Consider the following 21,457-nt stretch of genomic DNA (forward strand, 5'->3'; position numbering starts at 1 on the left):
AATAGCTGCTAGCGCTTATCCATCAAGCGCTAGAGGCCAATTTGGCTTGAATTCTGGCCTGATGAAGCGCATCAGCCTCCGTTGGGCCGGACAGCAGTCTTGGCTTTGCCACCAGCCGCCTTGCGCTTGGAGGCAGGCACAGCGGCTGCGTCCAGCGCAGTGTTTTCCGCAGAGCGTCGCAGCACCCCATCACACAACGTTGCTATGCACTGCTGTGCCACCTGCTCGGGCGTGTACTCGCCGCCCGGCTGGTACCAGCGGCCGATCCAGCTCAGGGCGCCCGCAATCACAAAGGCCGTCATCTTCGGGTCGCACGGCTGCAGCGATCCTTCTGCCACGCCCTCGGCCACCAGGCGGCGAAACTCCTGGTCGATGGCGGACTTGAGGCGCCGCAGCTCCTTGCGGCTCTCAGGCGGCAGCTGCTCGTCGCCCACGCGGATCAGGCACATGCCGAAGTCCATGGTGACGATGCGCGCGTACACCTGCATGCAGGTCATGAGCTGGTCAATGGCCTTGCCGCCAGCGGCACGCGATGCCTCGATGCCCTCCAGCATCATGTCCAGGCCCTGGCGCACGCACTGCAGCAGGATCTCGTCCTTGTTCTTCACGTAGTAGTACAGCGTGGGCTTGGTCACGTTCAGGCGCGCGGCGATGTCGTCGAGCGAGGTGGCGTGGAAGCCGCGCTCGTTGAACAACTGGGCCGCCGCCTGCAGCACGGCGTTGCGCTTGGCCTCGCGCTGGCGCTCGCGGTGCGACACCGGGGGCCAGGGCGAAGTCGCTGCGGCCTGGGCGCGCGCAGGCACGGCCTTGGCCTGCTTGGCCGCTTTGACCGGCGCAGCCCGCTTGGCAGCGGGTGAAGAAGACGGCGCTGCGGCGGTGGAGGTGGCGCTGCGGCGGCGGGGTGCCACTTTGGCGTGGGGCATGGATGGCAGTTCCTCGGGAAAGTACGGATGCTGATGAGGGTCGCGGCTTCCAGAATCTACTTGCGAGTAAACAGTTTACGCACAAGTAGGAAATTTCTGCTGAGTCCCAGAGAAATTTCTGTCAAAAGCTGCAGTCAACCCGTATTAGAAAGCCAATGCAGACAACCCCTACCGGCCCCGCTGCTGCCCCGCCGCTGCTCCAGGTGCAGGGCGTGACCCTGGCGTTCGGCGGCGTCAAGGCGCTCACCGGTGTCGGGTTTGATGTGCAGCCCGGCTCCATCACCGCCGTCATCGGGCCCAACGGCGCGGGAAAGACCTCGCTGTTCAACACCATCTCGGGCTTTTACCGGCCCAGCAAGGGCGCCATCCGCTTTCAGGGGCAGGACATCACGCGCATCCCCGCACCGCAGCGCGCCAAGCTGGGCCTGGGACGCAGCTTTCAGAACATCGCGCTGTTTCGCGGCATGACCGTGCTCGACAACATCAAGCTCGGCCGCCACGCGCACCTCAAAACCAACGTGCTCGATGCACTGTTCTATTTGGGCCGCGCGCGCCGCGAAGAGGCCGCACTTCGCCGCGACATCGAGGAGCGCATCATCGACTTCCTCGAAATCGACCACATCCGCCACGCGCCCGTCTCGGCCCTGCCCTACGGCCTGCAAAAGCGCGTGGAAATGGCACGGGCCCTCGCCATGCAGCCGCAGATCCTGATGCTGGACGAGCCCGTGGCCGGCATGAACCGTGAAGAGACCGAAGACATGGCGCGCTTCATCCTCGACGTGCGCGAGGAATGGGGCGTGACGGTGCTGATGGTCGAACACGACATGGGCATGGTGATGGATCTGTCGGACCACGTGGTGGTGCTCAACTTCGGCCAGGTTATCGCCCAGGGCACACCGGCCACCGTGCAGGCCGATCCGGAAGTCATACGCGCCTACCTGGGTGCGGGTGATGTGGGCGACCTGCGTGCCAAGCTGCGGGCCAGCGGCCACACCACCACTGCACAGGGAGCCGCATGATGGATTGGGCCTACCTGTTTGAAATCAGTCTCACCGGCATTGCGGGCGGCGGGCTGTACGCACTGGCCGCACTCGCCTTCGTGATGGTCTACAAGGCCACGCGCGTGGTCAACATTGCGATTGGCGAGCTGCTCATGGTGGGCGCCTACCTGTTCTTCACCTTCGCCGCCACGTTTGCGCTGCCGCTGTGGCTGGCCATCCCGGCAGCGGTGCTGGGCACAGGCCTGCTGGGCGCGGTGATCGAGCGCACCATGATCCGGCCGCTGCTGGGTGAACCGCCCATCTCGGTCTTCATGGTCACCGTGGGCCTGGCTTCCGTGCTGGTGGGCCTGGTCGAGATGATCTGGACGGCCGACCAGCGCCGCCTGCCCGACTTCATGCCGACGCAGCCCATCATGATCGGCGATGCATTCCTGGCACCCAAGGTGTTCTGGGGCGCGGTGATTGCCATCGTGTTCATCGCAGCAGTGCTCGTGGTGTTCCGCTTCTGGCGCGGCGGTGTGGCCCTGCGCGCTACGGCCAGCGACCAGGCGGCCGCGTATTCGGTAGGCATCAACGTGCCGCGCGTGTTCTCGCTGGCCTGGGTGGCCTCGGCCATGATCGCTGCGATCTCTGGAATCATCGTCGGCTCGATTGGTGGCATCTCGTCCAGCATGGGCGTGTTCGGTCTGTCGGTGCTGGTCGTCGTCATCGTGGGGGGGCTCGACAGCGTGCTGGGCGCACTCATCGGTGGTGTGCTCATCGGCCTCATCGAAGCGCTGGCCGGGGCCTACCTGGGCGGCGAATACAAGCTGCTGGCCACCTTCATCGTGCTGGTCGCGGTGCTGCTGGTGCGGCCCTACGGCCTGTTCGGCACCCACGAAATCGAGAGACTGTAAAAACATGAACCCCCACGTTCATCACCTCGTGTATTCACTGCCCCCCAAGGGGGCGCAGGCCTCCCTTGGGGCGGCCCGGCGGCAGGTCTGACCCATGCGCATCGGAACCCTCAAGGAAACCTACATCGCCGACGCGGCGCTGTTCGACTCGCGCACGCAAAAGGTGTGGCTGGCCGTGGGCGCCGCGCTGCTGGTGCTGTTCCCGTTCATGGCCAGCGACTACTGGCTGTACCTGGCCTGCCTGGTCAGCATCAACGTGGCCAGCGCCACAGGCCTCAACATCCTCACGGGCTACACAGGGCTGGTCAGCCTGGGGCAGGCCGCCTTCATGGGCCTGGGCGCTTACACCGTGGCCGTGCTGGAAACCAAGGTGGGCACGCCCTTTTTGCTCAACCTGCTGACCGGTGGCTTTGTCGCCATGCTGGGCGGCATCGTGGTGGGCATTCCTTCGCTGCGCGTGAAGGGGCTGTACCTGGCCATTGCCACCATTGCCGCATCGTTCATCGCGCACTTCATCTTTGCCAACTGGAAGTTCACCGGCGGCACAGGCGGCCTGAGCGTGCCGCCCGCCAAGCTGTTCGGCATGGCACTCGATACCTCGTTCCGCCTGTACTGGCTGATCGTGCCCGTCACCCTCCTCATGCTGCTGGGCGCGGCCAACCTGTTCCGCACCCGCGTGGGCCGCGCCTTCATTGCGATTCGCGACCGCGACATTTCGGCCGAGGTGCTGGGCATTCCGCTGCTGCGCTACAAGCTGCTGTCGTTCGGGCTTTCGTCGTTCTACGCGGGTGTGGCAGGCGGGCTGTGGGCGTACTTCTTTCGCGTGGTCACGCCCGAGAGTTTTCCGCTGCTCATGTCCATCTTCTTCCTGGCGGCCATCATCGTAGGCGGCATGGGCTCCATCCTGGGCGGCATCCTGGGCGCAGTGTTCATGACCATGGTGCCCGAGCTGCTCAAGCTCATCGTGGGCCTGCTGCCCGGCGGCACGGAACTCACGGTGTTCCTCTCGCCCGTGCGCACCGTCATTTTTGGTCTGCTCATCATCGGTTTTCTCGTCTTCGAGCCCCATGGCCTGGCCGAAGTGTGGCGGCGCGTCCGTCGTTTCTTCCATCTCTGGCCTTTCAGAAACTAAACCACCAGGAGACACGCATGCACAAGACCCTCACCTCACCACGCCGCCGCACACTGCTGGCCGCCGCTGGCGCCGCCGCACTCACCAGCCCGCTGTCGGTGCTGGCGCAGTCGGGCGAAGACATCGTGATTGGCGGCTCCATCCCGCTCACCGGCGTGTTCGCGTTTGCGGGCGTGGGCATCAACGCAGGCATTGGCGACTACGTGAAGATGGTCAACGACGCGGGCGGCATCAAGGGCCGCAAGCTCAAGTACGTGCCCGAGGACACGGGCTACAAGGTCGACGTGTCCGTGGCCGCGTACAAGAAGATCACCAGCCAGAACAAGGTTCATCTCTACTACGGCGACTCCACAGGCTTCTCCAAAACCATCAACCCCGAGCTGGACCGCGCGGGCACCACGCTGATGGCCGGGGCCTCGTTTGCATCAGAGCTGAACGACCCCGCCAAGTACCCGAACCAGTTCCTCGTGGGCCCCGACTACACCGAGATGTTCGGCATCCTGCTCAAGCACATCGCCAAAGAGAAGCCCGGCGCCAAGGTGGCCTTCGTGTACTCCGACTCCGAGTTCGGCCGCGACCCCATCGAGAAAAGCGAGGCCGAAGCCAAGAAGCTTGGCCTGTCGGTGCCCGTCAAGATCATGACGCCCGCCGGCAGCGTGGACGTGTCGGGCGAAGTCATCAAGCTGCGCCGCGCAGCCCCTGACTACACCATCTTCCACGGCTACATCCTCGCGCCCATCCCCGAGTTCATCACCCAGGGCAAGCAGCAGGGCATGACCAGCAAGTGGATGGGCACCTTCTGGACCATGGACAGCTCCACCGTGATGAAGATGGGCGACGCCGCCGACGGCTTCATGGGCGTGATGCCCTACCGCTATTACTACGACACCGAGAAGGCGCCCATGCTGGAGAAGATCCGCGCACTGCGGCCCGAGTACCAGAGCACGGCCTACATCCAGGGCTTCCTGGCCGCCATGCTGTTCACCGAGGCGGCCAAGCGCACGCTGGATGCGGGCAAACCCCTCGATGGCAAGAACCTCAAGGCTGCACTCAACAGCATCAAGGACTTCGACACGGGCGGCCTCATCGGCGTGCCGATCACCATCAGTGGCAACTCCATCCCCGTGGGCCGTGTGTACCGCGCGGACATGAAGGCCCAGAAGATGGTTGCCGCCTCGGACTGGATCAAGCTCTGACCTCGCCTTTGCCATGACCCAGCCAACCCCGGCCAACGTCCTCGAAGTCAACAATATCGAGGTCATCTACAACAAGGTGGTGCAGGCCCTGCGCGGCCTGTCGCTGGCCGTGCCGCGGGGGCAGATCGTGGCGCTGCTGGGCAGCAACGGGGCAGGCAAGAGCACCACGCTCAAAGCCATCTCGGGCCTGCTGGCGCTGGAAGATGGCGTGGTCGAAAGCGGCAGCATCCACTTCAACGGCCAGCCCACGGCCGCCGTGGCCCCGCAGCAGCTGGTGCGCAACGGCCTGAGCCACGTGATGGAAGGCCGCCGCGTGTTTGAAGACCTCACGGTCGAAGAGAACCTAGTGGCCGCCACCTATGCACTCACGGGCCGCAAGGATGCAACGCCGGATTTCGACCTGGTCTACAGCTACTTTCCACGTCTGCATGAGCGGCGCAAGGGCCTGGCCGGGTACCTGTCGGGCGGCGAGCAGCAGATGCTGGCCATTGGCCGCGCGCTGATTGCGCAGCCCCAGCTCATCCTGCTCGACGAGCCCTCGCTGGGGCTTTCTCCGAAGCTGGTGGAAGACATCTTCACCATCATCGCGCGCATCAATGCCGAACGCGGCACCAGCATGCTGCTGGTGGAGCAGAACGCCACCGTGGCGCTGGCCGTGGCGCACCGGGGCTACATCATGGAGAACGGCAAGATCGTGATCGATGGCACGGCCGAACGCCTGGCCAACGACCCGGATGTACGTGAGTTCTACCTCGGCATGGGTGGCGGTGGTGAGGCGAAAAGCTTCAAGGACATCAAGCATTACAAGCGTCGCAAACGTTGGCTGTCATGAGCACACTTCCCGAACTCACCCTGCCCCAGATGCTGCGCGAACGCGAACGCACTGATTCGCAGTGCATCGCCATCCGGCAAAAAGACTTCGGCATCTGGAAGCCGTTCAGCTGGGCCCAGTACCACCTGCGCGCCAGCCACTTCGGCCTGGGCCTGCGGGCACTGGGCCTGCCTGCGGGCGGGCATGTGGGCGTGATCTCCGAGAACCGCATCGAATGGGTGCTGGCCCAGATGGGCGCGGGCCTGGTAGGCGCCGTGACGGTGGGCGTGTACCCCACCAGCCCCACCAACGAGGTGGCCTATGTGGTGGGCCATGCCGACATCGAGATCATGGTTTGCGAAGACCAGGAACAGACCGACAAGCTGCTGGCCGCGCTGCCCGAGCTGCCGCGCCTGAAAAAGATCGTGGTCATGGAGACCAAGGGCCTGCGCAGCTTTGCGCCCCAGGTGCGGCAGTTCATCACCACGTTTGACGAGGTGGAACGGCTAGGCGCGGCATCCAATCAACAAACCATCATCGACGACGCGCTCGGACACCAGACGCTGGACGATGTGGGCCTGATGATCTACACCTCGGGCTCCACCGGTAAGCCCAAGGGCGCGATGATTTCGTACCGCAACATCCGGGGCGTGGTGCCTGGCATCGTGGACCGGCTGGAGCTATCGCGGGACACCACCCACCTGTCGTACCTGCCGCTGTGCCACGTGGCCGAGCAGATGCTGACCAGCTTTGTGCCCGTGTACCTCGGCTCGCAGGTGAACTTTGGCGAATCCATCCGCACCGTGCAGGAAGACCTGCGCGAGGTCGCGCCCACCATGTTCCTGGGCGTGCCGCGCATCTGGGAAAAACTGCACGCCGCCATCCACATCAAGCTGCAAGAAACCGGCGGCCTGCGCCGCGCGCTGTTCCACAAGGCCTACAACGCCTGCAAGCCGCTGGCCGAAAAGCCGCGCAGTGCCTGGAGCGCTGCCGACAAGCTGACCTTTGCCGCCAGCTACTGGCTGGTGTTCCGCGCGCTGCAGAACTTCATCGGCCTGCGCAATGCCCATGTGGCGCTCACCGGCGCCGCGCCCATTCCGCCCGATGTGGTGCGTTTCTTCCGCGTGCTCGGCGTGCCGCTCATCGAGGTGTATGGCCTGACCGAATCCACCGGCATGGTCACGGGCCACCGGTTGGACCATGTGGTGGTCGGCACCGTGGGCGTGCCCACGCTGGGCGTGGAGCACCGCATTGCTGACAACGGAGAGCTGCAGATCAAGGGCGACATGGTGTTTGTGGGCTACTACAAGAATCCTGAGGCCACGGCCAGCAGCATCATCGACGGCTGGCTGCATACGGGTGACGTGGTGCGCGAGGAGCAAGGCCAGATCAAGATCGTGGACCGCCTCAAGGACATCATGATCACCGCGGGCGGCAAGAACCTCACGCCGTCCGAGATCGAGAACACGATGAAGGGCAGCCCGTTCATCAAGGAATGCATCATCGTGGCCGAGGCGCGCAAGTTTGTCGGCGCGCTGGTGATGATCGACTACGAGACCGTGGGCAAGTGGGCCGAGGCACGGCGCATTCCGTTCACGCACTTTCGCTCGCTGGTGGAGCACCCCGAGGTGCGTGGCCTCATCGACGTCGAAATCAACCAGGGTAACCAGCGCTTGGCGCAGGTCTCGCAAATCCGCAAGTTCCACCTGCTGACCAAGGAGCTGGACCACGACGACGGCGAGGTGACCGCGACCATGAAGGTGCGTCGCTCCAGCATCTACAAGACCTATGCGTCCGAGATCGAGGCGCTGTACCAATAGCCCTGGGCTCAGCGCATTGGGACCCACTTACTATCAAAACAGGAGCTGATAGCGCAATATCCACTAGCGCTTGAAGCGGATTTGACATGAAAAAGACCGCCACAGACCCTGCAGCGTCCTCCACCGCACCGTCCGCGCCCGCCCCACAGCCGCCCCTGCTGCTGGAGCGCATCGGCGCCATCGCCACGCTACGCTTCAACCGGCCCGATGCACTCAACGCCATTGACGTGCCCATGGCCAACGCTTTCCTCGCAGCCGTGCAGACCCTTGCCGCCGACCCTGGCGTGCGGGCCGTGGTGCTGTGTGGCAACGGCCGGGGCTTCATGGCCGGGGGCGACCTGGCCACGCTGCGCGCTGACCCAGTGCAGGGCGCCATCGACATCCTCACACCGCTGAACCAGGCCCTGCTGCTGATGGCGCAGATGAATGCCCCTGTCATCGCTCAGGTGCACGGTGCGGCCGCAGGTGCGGGCTTGAGCCTGGTGCTGATGGCCGACTATGTCATCGCCGCCGAAGGTACGCGCTTCAACCTGGCGTACATCAACCTGGGCACCAGTTGCGACGTGGGCGCATCGTGGGCGCTGCCGCGCATCGTGGGCGTGCGCCAGGCGCTGGAGATTGCGCTGCTGGGCGAAGCCCTCACGGCCGACGACGCACTGCGCCTGGGCCTGGTCAACCGCGTCGTGCCTGCCGCCGAACTGGACCGTGCTACCACCGCCCTGGCCCAGCGCCTGGCCAGCGGCCCCACGCTGGCCTACGGCGCGATGAAGCGCCTGATGCGCGCGTCGATGGACCACACCCTGCCCGAGCAACTGACCGCAGAAAAAGACGCCTTTGTGCACTGTGCGGGCACCGAGGACTTCCGCGCAGGGGTGGAGGCTTTTCACCAACGCCAAAGCCCGCAGTTTGTGGGGCGCTAGTCCGACATCCCTTTTCTTTCAGATTCCCTGTTGTGCCACGGCCGCCCTGCGCAGGCATTGGTCACGGTTCCAGAACACACCGTTTGCCCGCCCCCGGTTTATCCCGGCGCCGAGGCCGTCTACAGTCCACACAGTGTCACCACTGGATGCGCGAAAGACAAATCCCCATGATCACCGTCCGTCCCTCCTCCGAACGGGGCCGGTCCTCCACCGGCTGGCTGCACAGCGCCCACAGCTTTTCGTTTGGCGATTACTTTGATCTGCGCCACCAGGGCCATGGCAACCTGCAGGTGCTCAACGACGACACCGTGGCGCCTGGCAAAGGCTTTGGCACCCACGGACACCGCGACATGGAGATCGTGAGCTATGTGCTCGAAGGCGCCCTGGCCCACCAGGACAACCTGCACGAACGCACCGGGCAAGGGCCCGTCACCACCACTGCATCCAAACCACCAGATCCTGATCCTGCAGCGGCCCCCACGGGCATCCTGCGCCCCGGCGACGTGCAGCGCATGAGCGCGGGCTGGGGCGTACGGCACAGCGAGTTCAATGCGCTGCACGACCAGCCCACCCATTTTCTGCAGATCTGGATCAAGCCCCTGTTCACAGGCATCCGCCCCAGCTACGCGCAAAAACACTTCCCACCCGCAGACCGCAGGGGCCGCCTGGCGCGCATTGCCTCACGCAGGGGAGACGACGGCTCCGTGAGCATGAACGGCGACGCATCTATCTGGGCAGGCCTTTTCGATGGCGACGAAACCGCCACACAGGTGCTGGACCCCGAGCGCCTGGCCTATGTGCATGTGGCCCGGGGCACGCTGCAAGTCAACGGCGTTGTTCTGTCCGGCGGCGATGGCGCCTTGCTGGACGGCGAGAGCACGATGACGCTGCACGACGGCAGCAACGCCGAGGTGCTGGTGTTTGACCTGGCGCGGCGTTAAACCGCCTGATCAAAGCGCATGGAACTGGCGGCATGACCCCCGACAACGCATTCCTTCACTTGCCCGAGCTGCAGGGCCGACTGACCCCCGCCCATGCCTCGGGCCTGCGGCTTACCGACGAGGTGCTGGCCGAATGGGACGCACAGGCGCGCTGCCAGGGCCTGCCCGCCCACTGGCGCCTGCCCGACAGCGAGGTCGAGCGCTCCCGCCGCGAGGTGCTGGCGACCATCCACGCGCAGCAAGACCCCCTGTGGGTGTTTGCCTATGGCTCGCTGATGTGGAACCCCGGCTTCCATTTCGACGAAGTGCGCCGCGCCCGCCTGCCCGGTTTTGCACGCCGCTTTGCGCTGAGCACCACCATCGGCCGGGGCACACCCGATTGCCCGGGCCTGGTGCTGACCTTGCAGCGCAGTGGCGACGCAGACCCGCAAGGCTGCGAGGGCCTGGCATTTCGCATCCCGGCCCCCTTGGTGGATGACGAATCCCGCCTGCTATGGCGGCGCGAAATGATCACCGGCGCCTACTGCCCTCAACTGCTTCCTTTGCCCACCCCCCAGGGTGAGGTGCAGGCTCTGGTGCTGGTGGCCAACACGGCCCATATCCATTACCAGGGCGATCTGACGCTGCAGGCAACGGCCGCGACGATTGCCACCGCCTGCGGGCGCATTGGCAGCAACCGGGACTACCTGGAGCAGCTGGTGCGGCAGCTAGATGTGCTGGGAGTGAAAGACGGGTATGTAGAAGTGCTGCACAAGCGAGTGGCACAAGAGAAACCAACTACCTGAAATCTGCGGCAGTCCGTGCCCAAGGGTACAACCCTTGTAACCACCGGGTTCGTCCCCGACAAATGCGGGCATGGTCCATGAAACAATAGTGAAGAAAACGTCTATGCCCATAGTTCTTCCTTCTCCTAACACTAGGCGCTCTTCGCGTGAAAGTATTGCTCAAACCTCTTGAGATTAGGAATACAGGGGCAGCGCCTCAAATTTATTCATAGCCCCTCCCATGAAAAAAATTATCTTTATCGCAGCATTTCTTTTTTCTTCTATCGCCTTTGCCAACACTCTCTCGTCCAAGGGACCTGTCTCAAGCATCATTGTGATGCCTTGGGATATCAATCAGGATGCCAATTTACTGAAAAGCATCAAAAAACATGGCTTTAGTCATGTGACTTTCTATCTGAATTGGTCCGACATTGAGAATCAAAAAGACCAATATCAATTTTCCCACTATTACAAGTATCTTGATGCAATTGTCAACAGCGGACTTTCTCTGATACTAGTCCTCGACATGGGGGGGCGATCATATCTCGATGAAAATGGAAAAAAAATACCGGATACATCCACGGTACCCGCATGGATCTATAAGAATCATCCAGACTTAGTAATGAAAAATTTTTCTGGAGACTATCAATGGCAATTAGATTTCACCGACGAATTGATTAAAAATAAATCAACGGAATTCGTTGAAAAAACAGTTCTCCATTTCTCCAATCGCTACCCTAGAAAAATACTTGGCTTTGCAATAGGCCTACAGGAGGAGCATGAGATCAAATATGGACAAACTGGCTACCAATGGCGTGACTACAAGGAATCTACTCAGCGGGATTTTTTAAAAAAGTATGGCACATCCCAACCTAGGATCGACTACAACAACAACATTCAACTTGGCCCCCAAAAGATAGAACCGCTTCTCCACGCGCACAAGGAATACCGAGAAAACCGACTCCGTAATGCCACATGTCTATATGCCAAAGTAATCCAAAAAAGTGGATCCTTAGCAATAGGTTACTTCGCGGAGACCTTCACCTCGCATGACGCCATCTATGCAACTGGTGTTGTGGAAAAATTGGCAGACTGCATCGATATTGCCGTTATAGATTTCAATTTCTATGATGGATATAAACTTATTCCAGACACGGATGTTCTTCCTACGCTCGCCAACTACCTGGCTTCATTAGGATATAAGCAAATCATGGTAGGAGCCTATGCCGAAGTATGGGAAAGGCAAAAGAAAACTCATGAGCTGATTCCTTACATCAACCACACTATCACTCAAGCGCTTTCTCAGGCTAACGTCATTGGCTTCGAAGTGGGAGGCTTTCAGCGCCAGGCAACTGCAGGTCAGTCAGCAACTATCGATACGGAAAAGCTCAGTACCATTTCGATCAAGTCGCCAAATGACAAGTCAGCGCCTCAGAAACAAAAGATCAGGATTGGTATTCTGGGCTCCTCCACAAATTTCTATGTCTGGCATGGAGACCGAAGTGCAGGCCGGAACATCCATCGGGACGCGCTGTTTGCGGCGTACAAAATCCTTAGTAGCCAGCCAGAACTGGATGTTCATGTTATTGGTGAAAAAAATCTGCTTCAGGAAGACCCCATCATTCAAAGTTTTGATGCCATCCTGGTTCCGCACCAAGCAGCGCTACCGCAAAGCATCAAATCCAAACTGACCACCTATTGGAAAGAAGGGGGTGCGCTTATTCAGGACATGCGCCTTGGAGAGTTTGATGAAAATGGGGCAGCAACTGCCGACTGGATGAACGAGGTTTTTGGTATTTCCAAGATAAAATGGAAAAACAAAGGCGGCGTATTTTTGATCGAAAATGAAATCTACCGCCTCAAACCGTCGTCTCGCCTCTACACCAGCTACGCTTCCATAACCCCCCGCCAGGGTTACAAGCTGCTGGCGACAGACATCCTGCATCGCGATACGGGCATCATGGTGCGGGGCGAGCGCACCCTGGCCTTTGGGTTCATGCCGCAGTTGGTCGAAGACAAGACAAAGGAAGCCTGGAGAAAACTGTTCCTCCGCGAAATCATGAACGTAGTGCCTAAAAAATCAGCCCCCGTGCAAGCGAAGTAGCGTTTTTTAGGGCGCGATGATTTGCACAATCCACCGACTTGATCAGTGCACCCCGCGCAATGGGCTCACACAGGCCCCTTGCTGACAAGGCTCAAAGCGCAAGGTTCCAGGGCTCTCCTTGCCCTGCTCAGAACGGCGCCGACTCCGGGTCCGTATCCACCGGTACCTCTTTGGGCCCGGTCACCACACCACCGCCAACGGTTTTGTGTGCGGGTGTGGATGGGGAAGGCGCTGAAGGTCGCGCGGCAGGAGCTGAGCTTGTCATAGCCACCGCCTTTGCCGCGCTGGCCACCCCACTCTCCGACTCCCCCCCCAGCGCCTCGATCAGGTCCGGAATCAGCTTGACCAGCTCGCCCGTGGCAATCGCCACGTCAGTGTCAAACCCGCCGTCGTCCGCCTTGGTGCCTTCAAACACCGTGTCCAGAAACGACACTTTCTTGATCTGCAGGCCTTCGGTGAGCATGAAGCTCACACGGTCGTCCCAGGTGAGGGCGAGTTTGGTGGGCAGCTTGCCAGCGTCGATGTGGGCCTGCACCTCCTCGATGTCCAGTGGGTGGCGGGCGTAGCGCACCACGGCTTTTTCTTCGTTGGCGCTTTTCAGTTCGCACTCTCGGTCCACCGTGAAGCCTACGGGGGGCTCCTGTTCCTTGAGCCAGTGGGCCATGGCGGCTTGCGGGCTGGTCTGGGTGTCGAGCAGCGATACCGACAGGCCAGGCAGCGATTCGACCAGCAAGGTCACCACTTCATCGGCGCGGCCCTGGCTACCGGTGTCCAGCACCAGCAGACGCGAAGCGGTGTCGATCCAGATCCACATGGACCCCTGCTTGGTGAAGGCCATGGGCAGCAGGTCCAGCTTGGCCTCGTCTTTCAGCTCCTTGCTTTCCTTCTTGCCGGGTTTGCGGCCAGTTTCCTTTTCGATGCGTTCGGCCTTTTCCTTCACCTTGCGGGCCAGCACGCTGCCGGGCAGCACCTTGGTCTCGACCATGAAGCGCAGGATCCACTGCCCGCCCACAGACTCGACCAAGGGGCCATGCAGTTCGCCCCGGGGCGGCACCCAGCCCAGCGACTTCTCCTGCGTGGCGCCACATTCCTGGAACGGGGCCTTGGCCAGGGCCTCTTCCACTTGCGTCAACTCGACCTGCCATTGCGGGGCAATGCGGTACACGATCATGTTCTTGAACACGGAAAACCTTTGGTTGGGGTCGCTGCGAACAACGACACAGACACGGAACCCGCCATTGTCGGCGGTCGCCACGCAGGCGCCGGGCCGGTGGGGCGCTGACAGCCTTTGAGGGACCTTCAGGGGACTATGAACGCTATGCTTTCAATAGCAAACAAGGCATAAGTGACTAGCGCATAGGCAGTGATTCGCCCAAATAATTGCCTGAAGCTGCTTTGCAAGCGTTCGCCACAACTTTACACAGCCTCACCCAACGCGCACGGTGGCGATACGTGAGCGGCAGACACTGGACCCCAATCGCTGAAACGGTCGTTGCAGCGAGCTCACCACAGTGAAAGGACTTCCACCATGGCATCCCGTTTCTCCCACCACATCTCTCACCGCATTGCCGCCACCGCCCTGCTCGCCGCCATGGCGTTGCCCGTGCTGGCACAGCAGCCTCCTGCCACGCCTCCTGCATCACCCGCAGCCCCGGCCAAGGCCGCCGAGGGCCGCCATGAACGCCACCATGGCGACATGGCACAGCATCACGCCAAGCGGTTGGCAGACCTCAAGGCCCAGCTCAAACTGACCCCCGCCCAGGAACCCGCCTGGACCTCCTTCACCACCGCCATGCAACCCGGCGAACGCCCGGCCCGCCTGGACCGCCAGGACATGGACAAGTTGACCACCCCTGAACGCATCGACCGCATGCGGGCACTGCGCGCCCAGCACGCTGCCGAAGCCGACCGCCGTGGCGAAGCCACCAAGACCTTCTATGCCACGCTGACCCCCGAGCAGCAAAAGACCTTTGACGCCAAGGCCCACCGGGGTCACCCCATGGGTGGCATGCGGGGTGGCGAAGGCCGCCACGGGCACGGAGACCACCACGGCGGCATGCGCGGGGGCGAAGGCCGCCCAGCACCCGCTCCGGCCAAGTAAGGCCCCAGGACAGGCCGACGCCTGACGATCGTGGGCGGCCAAGGCCCAGCCGGTACCCCTACACCGCCAACCCGGCGTTCTTCACAGAACGCCGGGTTTTTTTGTTGTGCGGCCAGCCCGATAGGGAGCAACGGACCGCACAACCCGACACGACTGTGGATAACTCTGGGCACAGTTCTGGCACAACCAGGCAGTTATCCACACAAAAAGCCCCCGCCCGAAAGTTGTTGTCGGTGAGCCCCGCACTTTGTGCAAGCCGCCCCACATACTTTGCCGCGACGCAAGTGCGCGCCAGCATTGAAGAAAAAGCGCTTGTCCACACAAACAGGCGTTCTCTACTACTACTGCTATTTATATATAAAGCTATTAAAGAATAACCAGAACCCCAACTCCGGGGTACCGATCACACGGCTGTGACATGCCGTTCTGCCCATGGGGGGCCTGCCATTAAGAACATCACCACCAGGCAGTGGTAACAACAGCTCCAACGGCTCTGCCGATCACTCATGCCCTCTGGGGTATCTACAGGAAGTTATTGGCCGGTGACAACGGCGTTCCTACCTGGTGCGGGGGATGCGCCACACCAAGGTGCACAGCGCTGCATTGACCGTCATTCGTACCGGTTGGAACGACCCCGCCAGCTTCCCCACCCTGCGGCGGTACAGGAATCGTTGCATCACAAACCCTTATTGCTATTAATTTATGAGCAAACAAGGCATGTATTAGTAGCGCTACCAGCCGTTTTGATCCAGATTTTTGCCACCTATGCGCCCGGTGCGTAAAACTGGGGATAGTTCTGGCACAACCGGGGGCTTATCCACAGAAAAGTGCGATCAGCACCTTTTGTCCCCGCTCGGACGACAACGGGAGCAGGGCTTGGTGCACAGGGTTGCTGGCAGGCTAAGTGCGCGCCAGTGCAGACAAAAATGCAGTTGTCCACACGCAAGACCGCCCTCTACTACTACGACTATGTATTTATAAAAGAAATAAGAAGAAGACAGAGGACAACCATGCAGGGGATACCGGTCGGGAGTGGACCGAAGCGAAGCCGGTGCGCCAGAGGTACCTGTCCCATCACTCGAATGAACGGAAGGGCCTGAAAAGGTCGGGAAGGGCCGCGGACGAAAAAAAACAGGCCGGGGCCTGTGGTGTGGTGAAAAGCAGGCCCAGACAGGCCCCTGGAGGTCGCTTATCCCTGAGAGGTGCGCAGGAAGGCGTCCAGAACGTCCACAGACAGCGCTCGGCTGAAGAGGTAGCCCTGGTAGAGCTGGCAGCCCGCGCGTGCCAGCAGCGCGCATTGCTCAGGGGTTTCCACGCCTTCTGCGATCACTTCCAGCCCCAGGCTGCGCGACAGCCCGATGATGGTGTCCACAATCGCGGCGTCGTTGGGGTCGGTCAGCAGGTCGCGTACAAAGCTCTGGTCGATCTTGAGCTGGTCGAGCGGCATGCGCTTCAGGTAGCTCAGGCTGGAGTACCCGGTGCCAAAGTCGTCCAGCGAGAAGCCCACCCCGTAGGACCGCAGCGCAGTCATGGTGGCGATGGTGGTCTCCATGTCTTCCACCAGCAGGCTTTCTGTCAGCTCCAGCTTGAGCTGGGCCGACGGCGCACCGGTGATGGCGAGCACACGTGCCACGTCATCCACAAAACTGGCGTGGCGGAACTGGCGCGAACTCACGTTGACGGCCATGGTCAGGTGCGACAGGGCTGGGTCGCTCTGCCAGCTGGCCAGCAGCTTGCACGCGGTGTGCAGCACCCAGCGGCCCAGCGGCAGGATGAGGCCGGTTTCTTCGGCCAGCGGGATGAACTGCGCGGGCGACACCATGCCGCGCTGCGGGTGGGCCCAGCGCACCAGCGCCTCCACCCCTACGCAGCGGCCCGACTGGTGGATCTGCGGCTGAAAGTGCAACAGGAACTCGTCCTGCGCCAGCGCAGAGCGCAGGTCGGTCTCCAGCCCGGCGCGCGCCGTGACCACGGCCTGCATATCGGGGTCAAAAAAGCGCAATGTATTGCGGCCGGCCGTCTTGGCCTGGTACATGGCCAGGTCGGCCTGCTTGAGCAACTCGCCCACCGTGGTGTGCTCCCCGGTGAACGGCGCAATGCCAATGCTGGGCGTGCTGCGGTATTGGTAGCCCTGCAGCGCATAGGGTACGGCCAGCATGGCCAGGATTTTTTCGCCCACGCCCCGGGCGTGCAACGCCAGTTCATGCGGTTTGGGGCTGAGTTCTTCGAGCATGACCACAAACTCATCGCCGCCCAGGCGGGCCACCGTGTCCACGCTGCGCACGCAGGTGTTCAGGCGATGCGCCACCTGTTGCAGCAGCAGGTCACCCTGGTCGTGGCCCAGGGTGTCGTTCAGGGTCTTGAAGTTGTCGAGGTCGATGAACAGCAGTGCCCCGCCCTGCTGGCGCCGCTGCGCTGTGGCCAGTGCCTGGTGCATGCGGTCCATGAGCAGCATGCGGTTGGGCAGGCCGGTGAGCGCATCGTAGAACGCCAGGCGCTGGATCTCGCGCTCGCTGGCCTTGCGCTGGCGGATATCGGTGTTGATGGCCAGGATGGACTGTGGCTGGCCGTCATCGCCACGCACCAGCGTCCAGCGGCCTTCCACCTCGATGGTGCTGCCGTCGCGGTGGCGCTGCACGATCTCGCCGGTCCACTCGCCCTGCTCCAGCACCGTCTGCGTGGCATGCCGGAAATGTGCAGGATCTTCATAGAGCAGCGTTTCAATCGACTGGCCCAGGGCCTGCAATTGCGACCAGCCGTACAAGCGCTCCGCACTCTTGTTCCAGAAGATGATGCGGTGTTCCAGGTCACGCACCAGGATGGCGTCCTGCGCCTTGTCCAGCAGCGATGCCTGGTGGCGAATGCGGGTGTCGGCCTGCTGCCGCTCGATCTCGGCCGATGCCCGCGAGGCAAAAATTTGCAGCGTGGAGGTGATGAAATCCGTATCCGTAATGGCCTGCCGGAACAGCACGAACACAATGCCCACCACCTCGCCGTCGGCGTTGCACAGCTGCTGGCCCACATAGGCCTGGGCGCCCACCTGGCGCAGCACGGGGGCTTCGGGGTAGAGCTGCTGCACCTTGTCAGTCACCACATGGGTGCGCTGGGACATCAGCAACAGGCTGGGCGTGCCGGCCAGGCTGTATTCGTCGTTGGGCAGCATCTGGCCATCAAGCACGGCAGCCAGTGTCATCACCCTGGGAACTTCGCCCAGCGGCTGGGGGAGCAACTGCACCACACAGCCACCCTGGGCGTCGAGTGCGTCGGCCATGTTGCGCACCAGCTGCACAAAAAACTCGGTGCCAGTGCTGGCTGACACCGCAGCCGCCACCTTGAGCACGGAGGCCTGCAACCGCTGCTGCGCCTTGTGTGCGCGCAGGCTGGTGATGCCGATGGCCAGGTCGTTGGACAGCTCCTCCAGCAGTGCCGCTTCTTCCGGGCTGATCTGCAGCACGTCGGGCGCGTACAGGTAGAGCAGGCCAAAGCTGCGTTCTTGTGCATGGTCGCGCGCATGTTCACGCAGCGGCAGGCAGATCACACCGTGAAAGCCGTGTTCGAGCATGCGCTCGGTCCAGTCCGCAAAGTCGCCTTCGGTGCGGATGTCCTGCACGATCACCGGCTGGCCTGTTCGCACCGCAATGCCCGCCGGGCCACGGCCATAGGGGTCGTCGGCGGACCAGCTCAGTTGCAGGTTCTCCAGGTAGTTCTGGTTGTAGCCCGCATGGGCCACCGGGCGGATGGACTTGCGCTCATCGTCTAGCGCAAACCCCACCCAGCCCATGCGGTAGCCGCCGATCTCCACCGCAATCTGGCAGATGGATTGCAGCAACGCCGTCTCGGATGTGGCGCGTACCAGGGTCTCATTGCAGGCACTCAGCAGGCGCTGGGCTCGGCCCATGCGTGCCAGCTCGCGCTCTGTGCGCAGGCGTTCGGTCACGTCGGTGGCCAGTACCTGGCGGGCCGGGCGTCCGTTGAAGCTGATGCTGCCCGCCGTGATCTCCACATCCATGAAGCTGCCGTCCTTCTTGATGTGGCGGCTGATGACAGGAGTGTTGCGCTGCTCCATCGGAACGGCGCGGATGTTGGCCTCGACGTTGGGGCGACGCTCAGCGGGCCACAGGTCGAGCATCGACATGTTCAGCAGCTCGGCTTCGGTGTAGCCGTAGTGGCGCTCCATTGACCGGTTGACGGCCTGCAGCTGCAGGGTTTCACGGTCATACACCCACATGGGATGCGGGTGCTCGTCAAACAGCATGCGGTATTGCTGCTCGGACGCATGCAGCTGCCCGGCCACATGCCGCAACTGCACCATGGCACCCAGCGACTCGGTCAGGATTTCCAGGTGCGCCACATCGCGGCGTGAAAACGCATTGACCTTGTCAGACGTGACCTTGAGCGACCCGACGATGGCGTCGCCGCTGCGCAGCGGCACCGCCATGACCGACCGCACGCCGTGGCGGTGGGGCATCGAAGCCATGTCCCAGCCCTCGGCCTCGGTGTCGTTGCACACCACGGTCTGGCCCTTGCTGAGCGCAGGCCACAGCAGGCTCTCATCCACCGCCAGAAGGTTTCCCACCGGGCGCACATGGTCACCGGCCGACGCCTGCGCCACCAGCTGGCGGCCTTGCAGCAGCTCCACCATGGCGCCGCGCGCTTCGGTCTGGCGCAGTACGGTGCTGGCCACCAGCTGCAGCACCTCGGGCAGCGGCATGTCCAGCGACGAGATACGTTGCTGCACCTGCAGCAGCTCGGCATGGTTCTGTGCGTCGCGCTGGGCGTCCAGGTCGGCCAGCTTCTGGGCGCTGATGTCGGTCATGCCACCCACCATGCGCACGGCCTTGCCCCGCAGGTCTCGGATCAGGAAACCACGGTCCAGCACCCAGGCGTAGCTGCCGTCATGGCGGCGAAACCGGTATTCGTCTGACCAATGGTTGGCAGTGCCGTTGATGGCAGCATGGATGCCTTCAAGCACTTTTTCACTCTCATCAGGGTGCAGCCGCAAGGTCCACGAGGTGCTGTCGGGCGGCAACTCGTCCAGGGGGACACCGAACAGGGTCTGTATGCCCTCGTTCCACCACATCGCATCGGTGTGCAGGTTCCAGTCCCATACCGCGTCTGCCGTGGCGCGCGAGACCAGGTGAAAGCGCTCTTCGCTTTCGCGGCGGGCCTGCCGGGCCTGGTGCTGGGCCGAGATGTCCTGGAATGCGCCCTGCACACGCACGATATGGCCTTCGCCATCACGTACTGCCTGCCCCGTCGTGCGGACCCAGAAATGCTGCGCAGCGGGTGTGACGAGTTCGGCTTCCAGGTCAAACGGCGTGCCGTATCGGATACAGCTCTCAAATGCCGCCAGCATGGCCTGCCTGTGGGGCGGCAGGTACAGCTCCAGGATATGTTCCACCGAACCCACGCGCCCCGCGATGCCGAAGGCGGCGGCGATCTCCTGCGACCAGTTCAGCTGCAGGCTGGGCAGCTCTACGATCCACCCGCCAATGCGGGCCATCTGCCCGGCCACGCGCAGGGTCTCGCTCTGGGCCACCAGCTCGGCATGCATCCTGTCGCGCTGCTGCACCAGGTCGGCCAGCACCTGCTTTTGGCGGCGCAGCTCCAGTTGCACCATGGCCTGCTCAGCCAGTATGCGCAGGCCCTGCAGCTGCTCGGCCTCGATGTGCCGGGGGATGGAGTCCAGTACCGCCAGAGTGCCCAGCGCCTGCCCTTCGGGTGTAATCAACGGCACGCAGGCGTAAAAGCGCACATGGGGGTCCTGCGTGACCAGCGGGTTGTGGGCAAAAACCGGGTGCTTGTGGGTGTCGTTGACCACCATAGGCTCACGGCTGCCACTGAGTGCATGCGCGCAGAAAGCAATCGCGCGCTCGGTCTCCCTGAACGGCACGCCCACTGCGGCCTTGAACCACTGCCGGTCGCTGTCCACGAAGTTGACCACCGCCATGGGGCACTGGCACACGCGCGCCGCCAGCGTGACCAGCTGGTCAAAGCTGTCTTCTGCCGGTGTGTCGAGGATCGCGTAAGACTGCAGTGCCTGGAGCCGTGCGGCTTCTGCGGTGGCTTGCGCTGGTGGCATGGTCAGTCCACCGTGACGCTGCTGCGTGCGCACACACCCAGCCTGGTCAGGGCGACCATGGCATAGGCAGCGGGGCGGAGCAACGTCGGCAAGGCAATCGGGCAGTAGGTGGATGCGTGCAATGCGGCCACACCGCACACGTGGGTTCACAGGGCCATGGCCACTGTGTCAAAGAGTGTCAATGCTACACCGCACAGCCCCTGCTTGCGACGTGTGCCCATGGGGGTTTCTCCCAAAAAACACAGTGTTATTGCTTGGGGCAGTCACCCAGGCAACCTTCGCGCAGCGCGAGGCTTGCTAATGTGGCCCCATGCAGATTTCCGAACTCGCACAGCAGGCTGCGGTATCCGTCCACGCGTTGCGCCACTACGAGCGGCTGGGGCTGATCCACCCCGAGCGCCGGGCCAATGGCTACCGCGACTACCCGGCCCCCATGCGGCGCGAAGTGGTGTTCATCGCCATGTCGCGCCAGCTGGGCTTCAGCCTGCCGCAAATTGCACTTCGCCTGGACGAATACCGCGCGGGCACGCTGGGCATTGACGACATGGTGCAGGCCTTGCAGGAGCGTGTGGACGCGATCGACCAGCAAATGACCGCGCTGCAGTCCCAAAAAACCACCGTGCAGGCGCACCAGGCCTGGTTGCGCGGCCAGTTGCTCACGAAGCAGCGATCAAAAACCCAGGGTCGGCAGACACCCTTGGGCGCAGCCACTGCATCTACCAAGCCCTGGCCGCGTGTGCGTGCCCCGTCAGCCCGCAAGCCCTAG

At 62.5% G+C, this 21,457-nt stretch carries 15 protein-coding genes; 12 read left to right on the plus strand and 3 right to left on the minus strand.

The features are described 5' to 3' along the window. Positions 1–71: 71 nt before the first annotated feature. Positions 72–923 (minus strand): TetR/AcrR family transcriptional regulator, encoded by an 852-nt coding sequence (locus ISS20_RS03040; protein WP_291433563.1) that lies wholly within the window; start codon positions 921–923, stop codon positions 72–74. Positions 924–1,078: 155 nt separating this feature from the next. On the opposite strand from ISS20_RS03040, the gene ISS20_RS03045 reads away from it, so the two are divergent. From ISS20_RS03045 to ISS20_RS03090, 10 genes are all read left to right on the plus strand, one after another. Further along, positions 1,079–1,942, plus strand: a complete 864-nt coding sequence (locus ISS20_RS03045; protein WP_291433565.1) for an ABC transporter ATP-binding protein — start codon at positions 1,079–1,081, stop codon at positions 1,940–1,942. Next, the gene (locus ISS20_RS03050; protein ID WP_291433567.1) at positions 1,939–2,820 is read left to right on the plus strand and encodes a branched-chain amino acid ABC transporter permease; all 882 of its coding nucleotides are present in this window, start codon (positions 1,939–1,941) and stop codon (positions 2,818–2,820) included. Before ISS20_RS03045 ends, ISS20_RS03050 begins: the two co-directional genes overlap by 4 nt. Before the next feature lie 94 nt (positions 2,821–2,914). Beyond that, the gene (locus ISS20_RS03055) at positions 2,915–3,952 is read left to right on the plus strand and encodes a branched-chain amino acid ABC transporter permease (RefSeq protein WP_055398829.1); all 1,038 of its coding nucleotides are present in this window, start codon (positions 2,915–2,917) and stop codon (positions 3,950–3,952) included. A 17-nt stretch (positions 3,953–3,969) separates the two neighbouring features. Next, complete coding sequence (locus ISS20_RS03060) at positions 3,970–5,148, plus strand: ABC transporter substrate-binding protein (RefSeq protein WP_055398827.1); 1,179 nt, start codon at positions 3,970–3,972, stop codon at positions 5,146–5,148. A 13-nt stretch (positions 5,149–5,161) separates the two neighbouring features. Continuing rightward, positions 5,162–5,980, plus strand: a complete 819-nt coding sequence (locus ISS20_RS03065) for an ABC transporter ATP-binding protein (protein ID WP_055398825.1) — start codon at positions 5,162–5,164, stop codon at positions 5,978–5,980. Next, the gene (locus ISS20_RS03070) at positions 5,977–7,779 is read left to right on the plus strand and encodes an AMP-binding protein (RefSeq protein WP_291433575.1); all 1,803 of its coding nucleotides are present in this window, start codon (positions 5,977–5,979) and stop codon (positions 7,777–7,779) included. The genes ISS20_RS03065 and ISS20_RS03070 overlap by 4 nt, the downstream gene beginning before the upstream one ends. An 86-nt stretch (positions 7,780–7,865) precedes the next feature. Beyond that, positions 7,866–8,699, plus strand: coding sequence for an enoyl-CoA hydratase-related protein (locus ISS20_RS03075; RefSeq protein ID WP_291433577.1), 834 nt, complete (start codon positions 7,866–7,868; stop codon positions 8,697–8,699). Between the two features lie 167 nt (positions 8,700–8,866). Then, the gene (locus ISS20_RS03080; RefSeq protein WP_291433579.1) at positions 8,867–9,640 is read left to right on the plus strand and encodes a pirin family protein; all 774 of its coding nucleotides are present in this window, start codon (positions 8,867–8,869) and stop codon (positions 9,638–9,640) included. A 32-nt stretch (positions 9,641–9,672) separates the two neighbouring features. After that, positions 9,673–10,425: a gamma-glutamylcyclotransferase gene (locus ISS20_RS03085; RefSeq protein ID WP_291433581.1), complete on the plus strand. Its 753-nt coding sequence runs from the start codon at positions 9,673–9,675 to the stop codon at positions 10,423–10,425. 220 nt (positions 10,426–10,645) lie between these two features. Beyond that, a complete protein-coding gene (locus ISS20_RS03090) occupies positions 10,646–12,508 on the plus strand; it encodes a beta-galactosidase (protein WP_291433583.1) in 1,863 nt (620 codons plus the stop codon). A 127-nt stretch (positions 12,509–12,635) separates the two neighbouring features. Here the strand turns inward: ISS20_RS03090 and ISS20_RS03095 are convergent, their stop codons facing one another. After that, positions 12,636–13,691, minus strand: a complete 1,056-nt coding sequence (locus tag ISS20_RS03095) for a recombination-associated protein RdgC (protein ID WP_291433585.1) — start codon at positions 13,689–13,691, stop codon at positions 12,636–12,638. A gap of 345 nt (positions 13,692–14,036) precedes the next feature. Here ISS20_RS03095 and ISS20_RS03100 point away from each other — a divergent pair, with 345 nt between their 5' ends. Beyond that, entirely contained in the window at positions 14,037–14,609 is a 573-nt protein-coding gene (locus tag ISS20_RS03100) for a Spy/CpxP family protein refolding chaperone (protein WP_291433586.1), read from the plus strand. Positions 14,610–15,798: 1,189 nt separating this feature from the next. On the opposite strand, the gene ISS20_RS03105 is transcribed toward ISS20_RS03100, so the two are convergent. Continuing rightward, a complete protein-coding gene (locus ISS20_RS03105) occupies positions 15,799–20,691 on the minus strand; it encodes an EAL domain-containing protein (RefSeq protein ID WP_291433587.1) in 4,893 nt (1,630 codons plus the stop codon). A gap of 310 nt (positions 20,692–21,001) precedes the next feature. On the opposite strand from ISS20_RS03105, the gene ISS20_RS03110 reads away from it, so the two are divergent. Continuing rightward, on the plus strand, positions 21,002–21,457 hold the full coding sequence (locus ISS20_RS03110) for a MerR family DNA-binding transcriptional regulator (protein ID WP_291433588.1): 456 nt from the start codon (positions 21,002–21,004) through the stop codon (positions 21,455–21,457).

It is taken from the genome of Acidovorax sp. (genome assembly GCF_016783915.1).
Classification (GTDB): Bacteria; Pseudomonadota; Gammaproteobacteria; order Burkholderiales; family Burkholderiaceae_C; genus Acidovorax.

Coding starts and splice junctions, on each gene's coding strand:
- ISS20_RS03040 (WP_291433563.1), bottom strand. CDS start 923: ATGCCCCACGCCAAAGTGGCACCCCGCCGCCGCAGCGCCACCTCCACC.
- ISS20_RS03045 (WP_291433565.1), top strand. CDS start 1,079: ATGCAGACAACCCCTACCGGCCCCGCTGCTGCCCCGCCGCTGCTCCAG.
- ISS20_RS03050 (WP_291433567.1), top strand. CDS start 1,939: ATGATGGATTGGGCCTACCTGTTTGAAATCAGTCTCACCGGCATTGCG.
- ISS20_RS03055 (WP_055398829.1), top strand. CDS start 2,915: ATGCGCATCGGAACCCTCAAGGAAACCTACATCGCCGACGCGGCGCTG.
- ISS20_RS03060 (WP_055398827.1), top strand. CDS start 3,970: ATGCACAAGACCCTCACCTCACCACGCCGCCGCACACTGCTGGCCGCC.
- ISS20_RS03065 (WP_055398825.1), top strand. CDS start 5,162: ATGACCCAGCCAACCCCGGCCAACGTCCTCGAAGTCAACAATATCGAG.
- ISS20_RS03070 (WP_291433575.1), top strand. CDS start 5,977: ATGAGCACACTTCCCGAACTCACCCTGCCCCAGATGCTGCGCGAACGC.
- ISS20_RS03075 (WP_291433577.1), top strand. CDS start 7,866: ATGAAAAAGACCGCCACAGACCCTGCAGCGTCCTCCACCGCACCGTCC.
- ISS20_RS03080 (WP_291433579.1), top strand. CDS start 8,867: ATGATCACCGTCCGTCCCTCCTCCGAACGGGGCCGGTCCTCCACCGGC.
- ISS20_RS03085 (WP_291433581.1), top strand. CDS start 9,673: ATGACCCCCGACAACGCATTCCTTCACTTGCCCGAGCTGCAGGGCCGA.
- ISS20_RS03090 (WP_291433583.1), top strand. CDS start 10,646: ATGAAAAAAATTATCTTTATCGCAGCATTTCTTTTTTCTTCTATCGCC.
- ISS20_RS03100 (WP_291433586.1), top strand. CDS start 14,037: ATGGCATCCCGTTTCTCCCACCACATCTCTCACCGCATTGCCGCCACC.
- ISS20_RS03105 (WP_291433587.1), bottom strand. CDS start 20,691: ATGCCACCAGCGCAAGCCACCGCAGAAGCCGCACGGCTCCAGGCACTG.
- ISS20_RS03110 (WP_291433588.1), top strand. CDS start 21,002: ATGCAGATTTCCGAACTCGCACAGCAGGCTGCGGTATCCGTCCACGCG.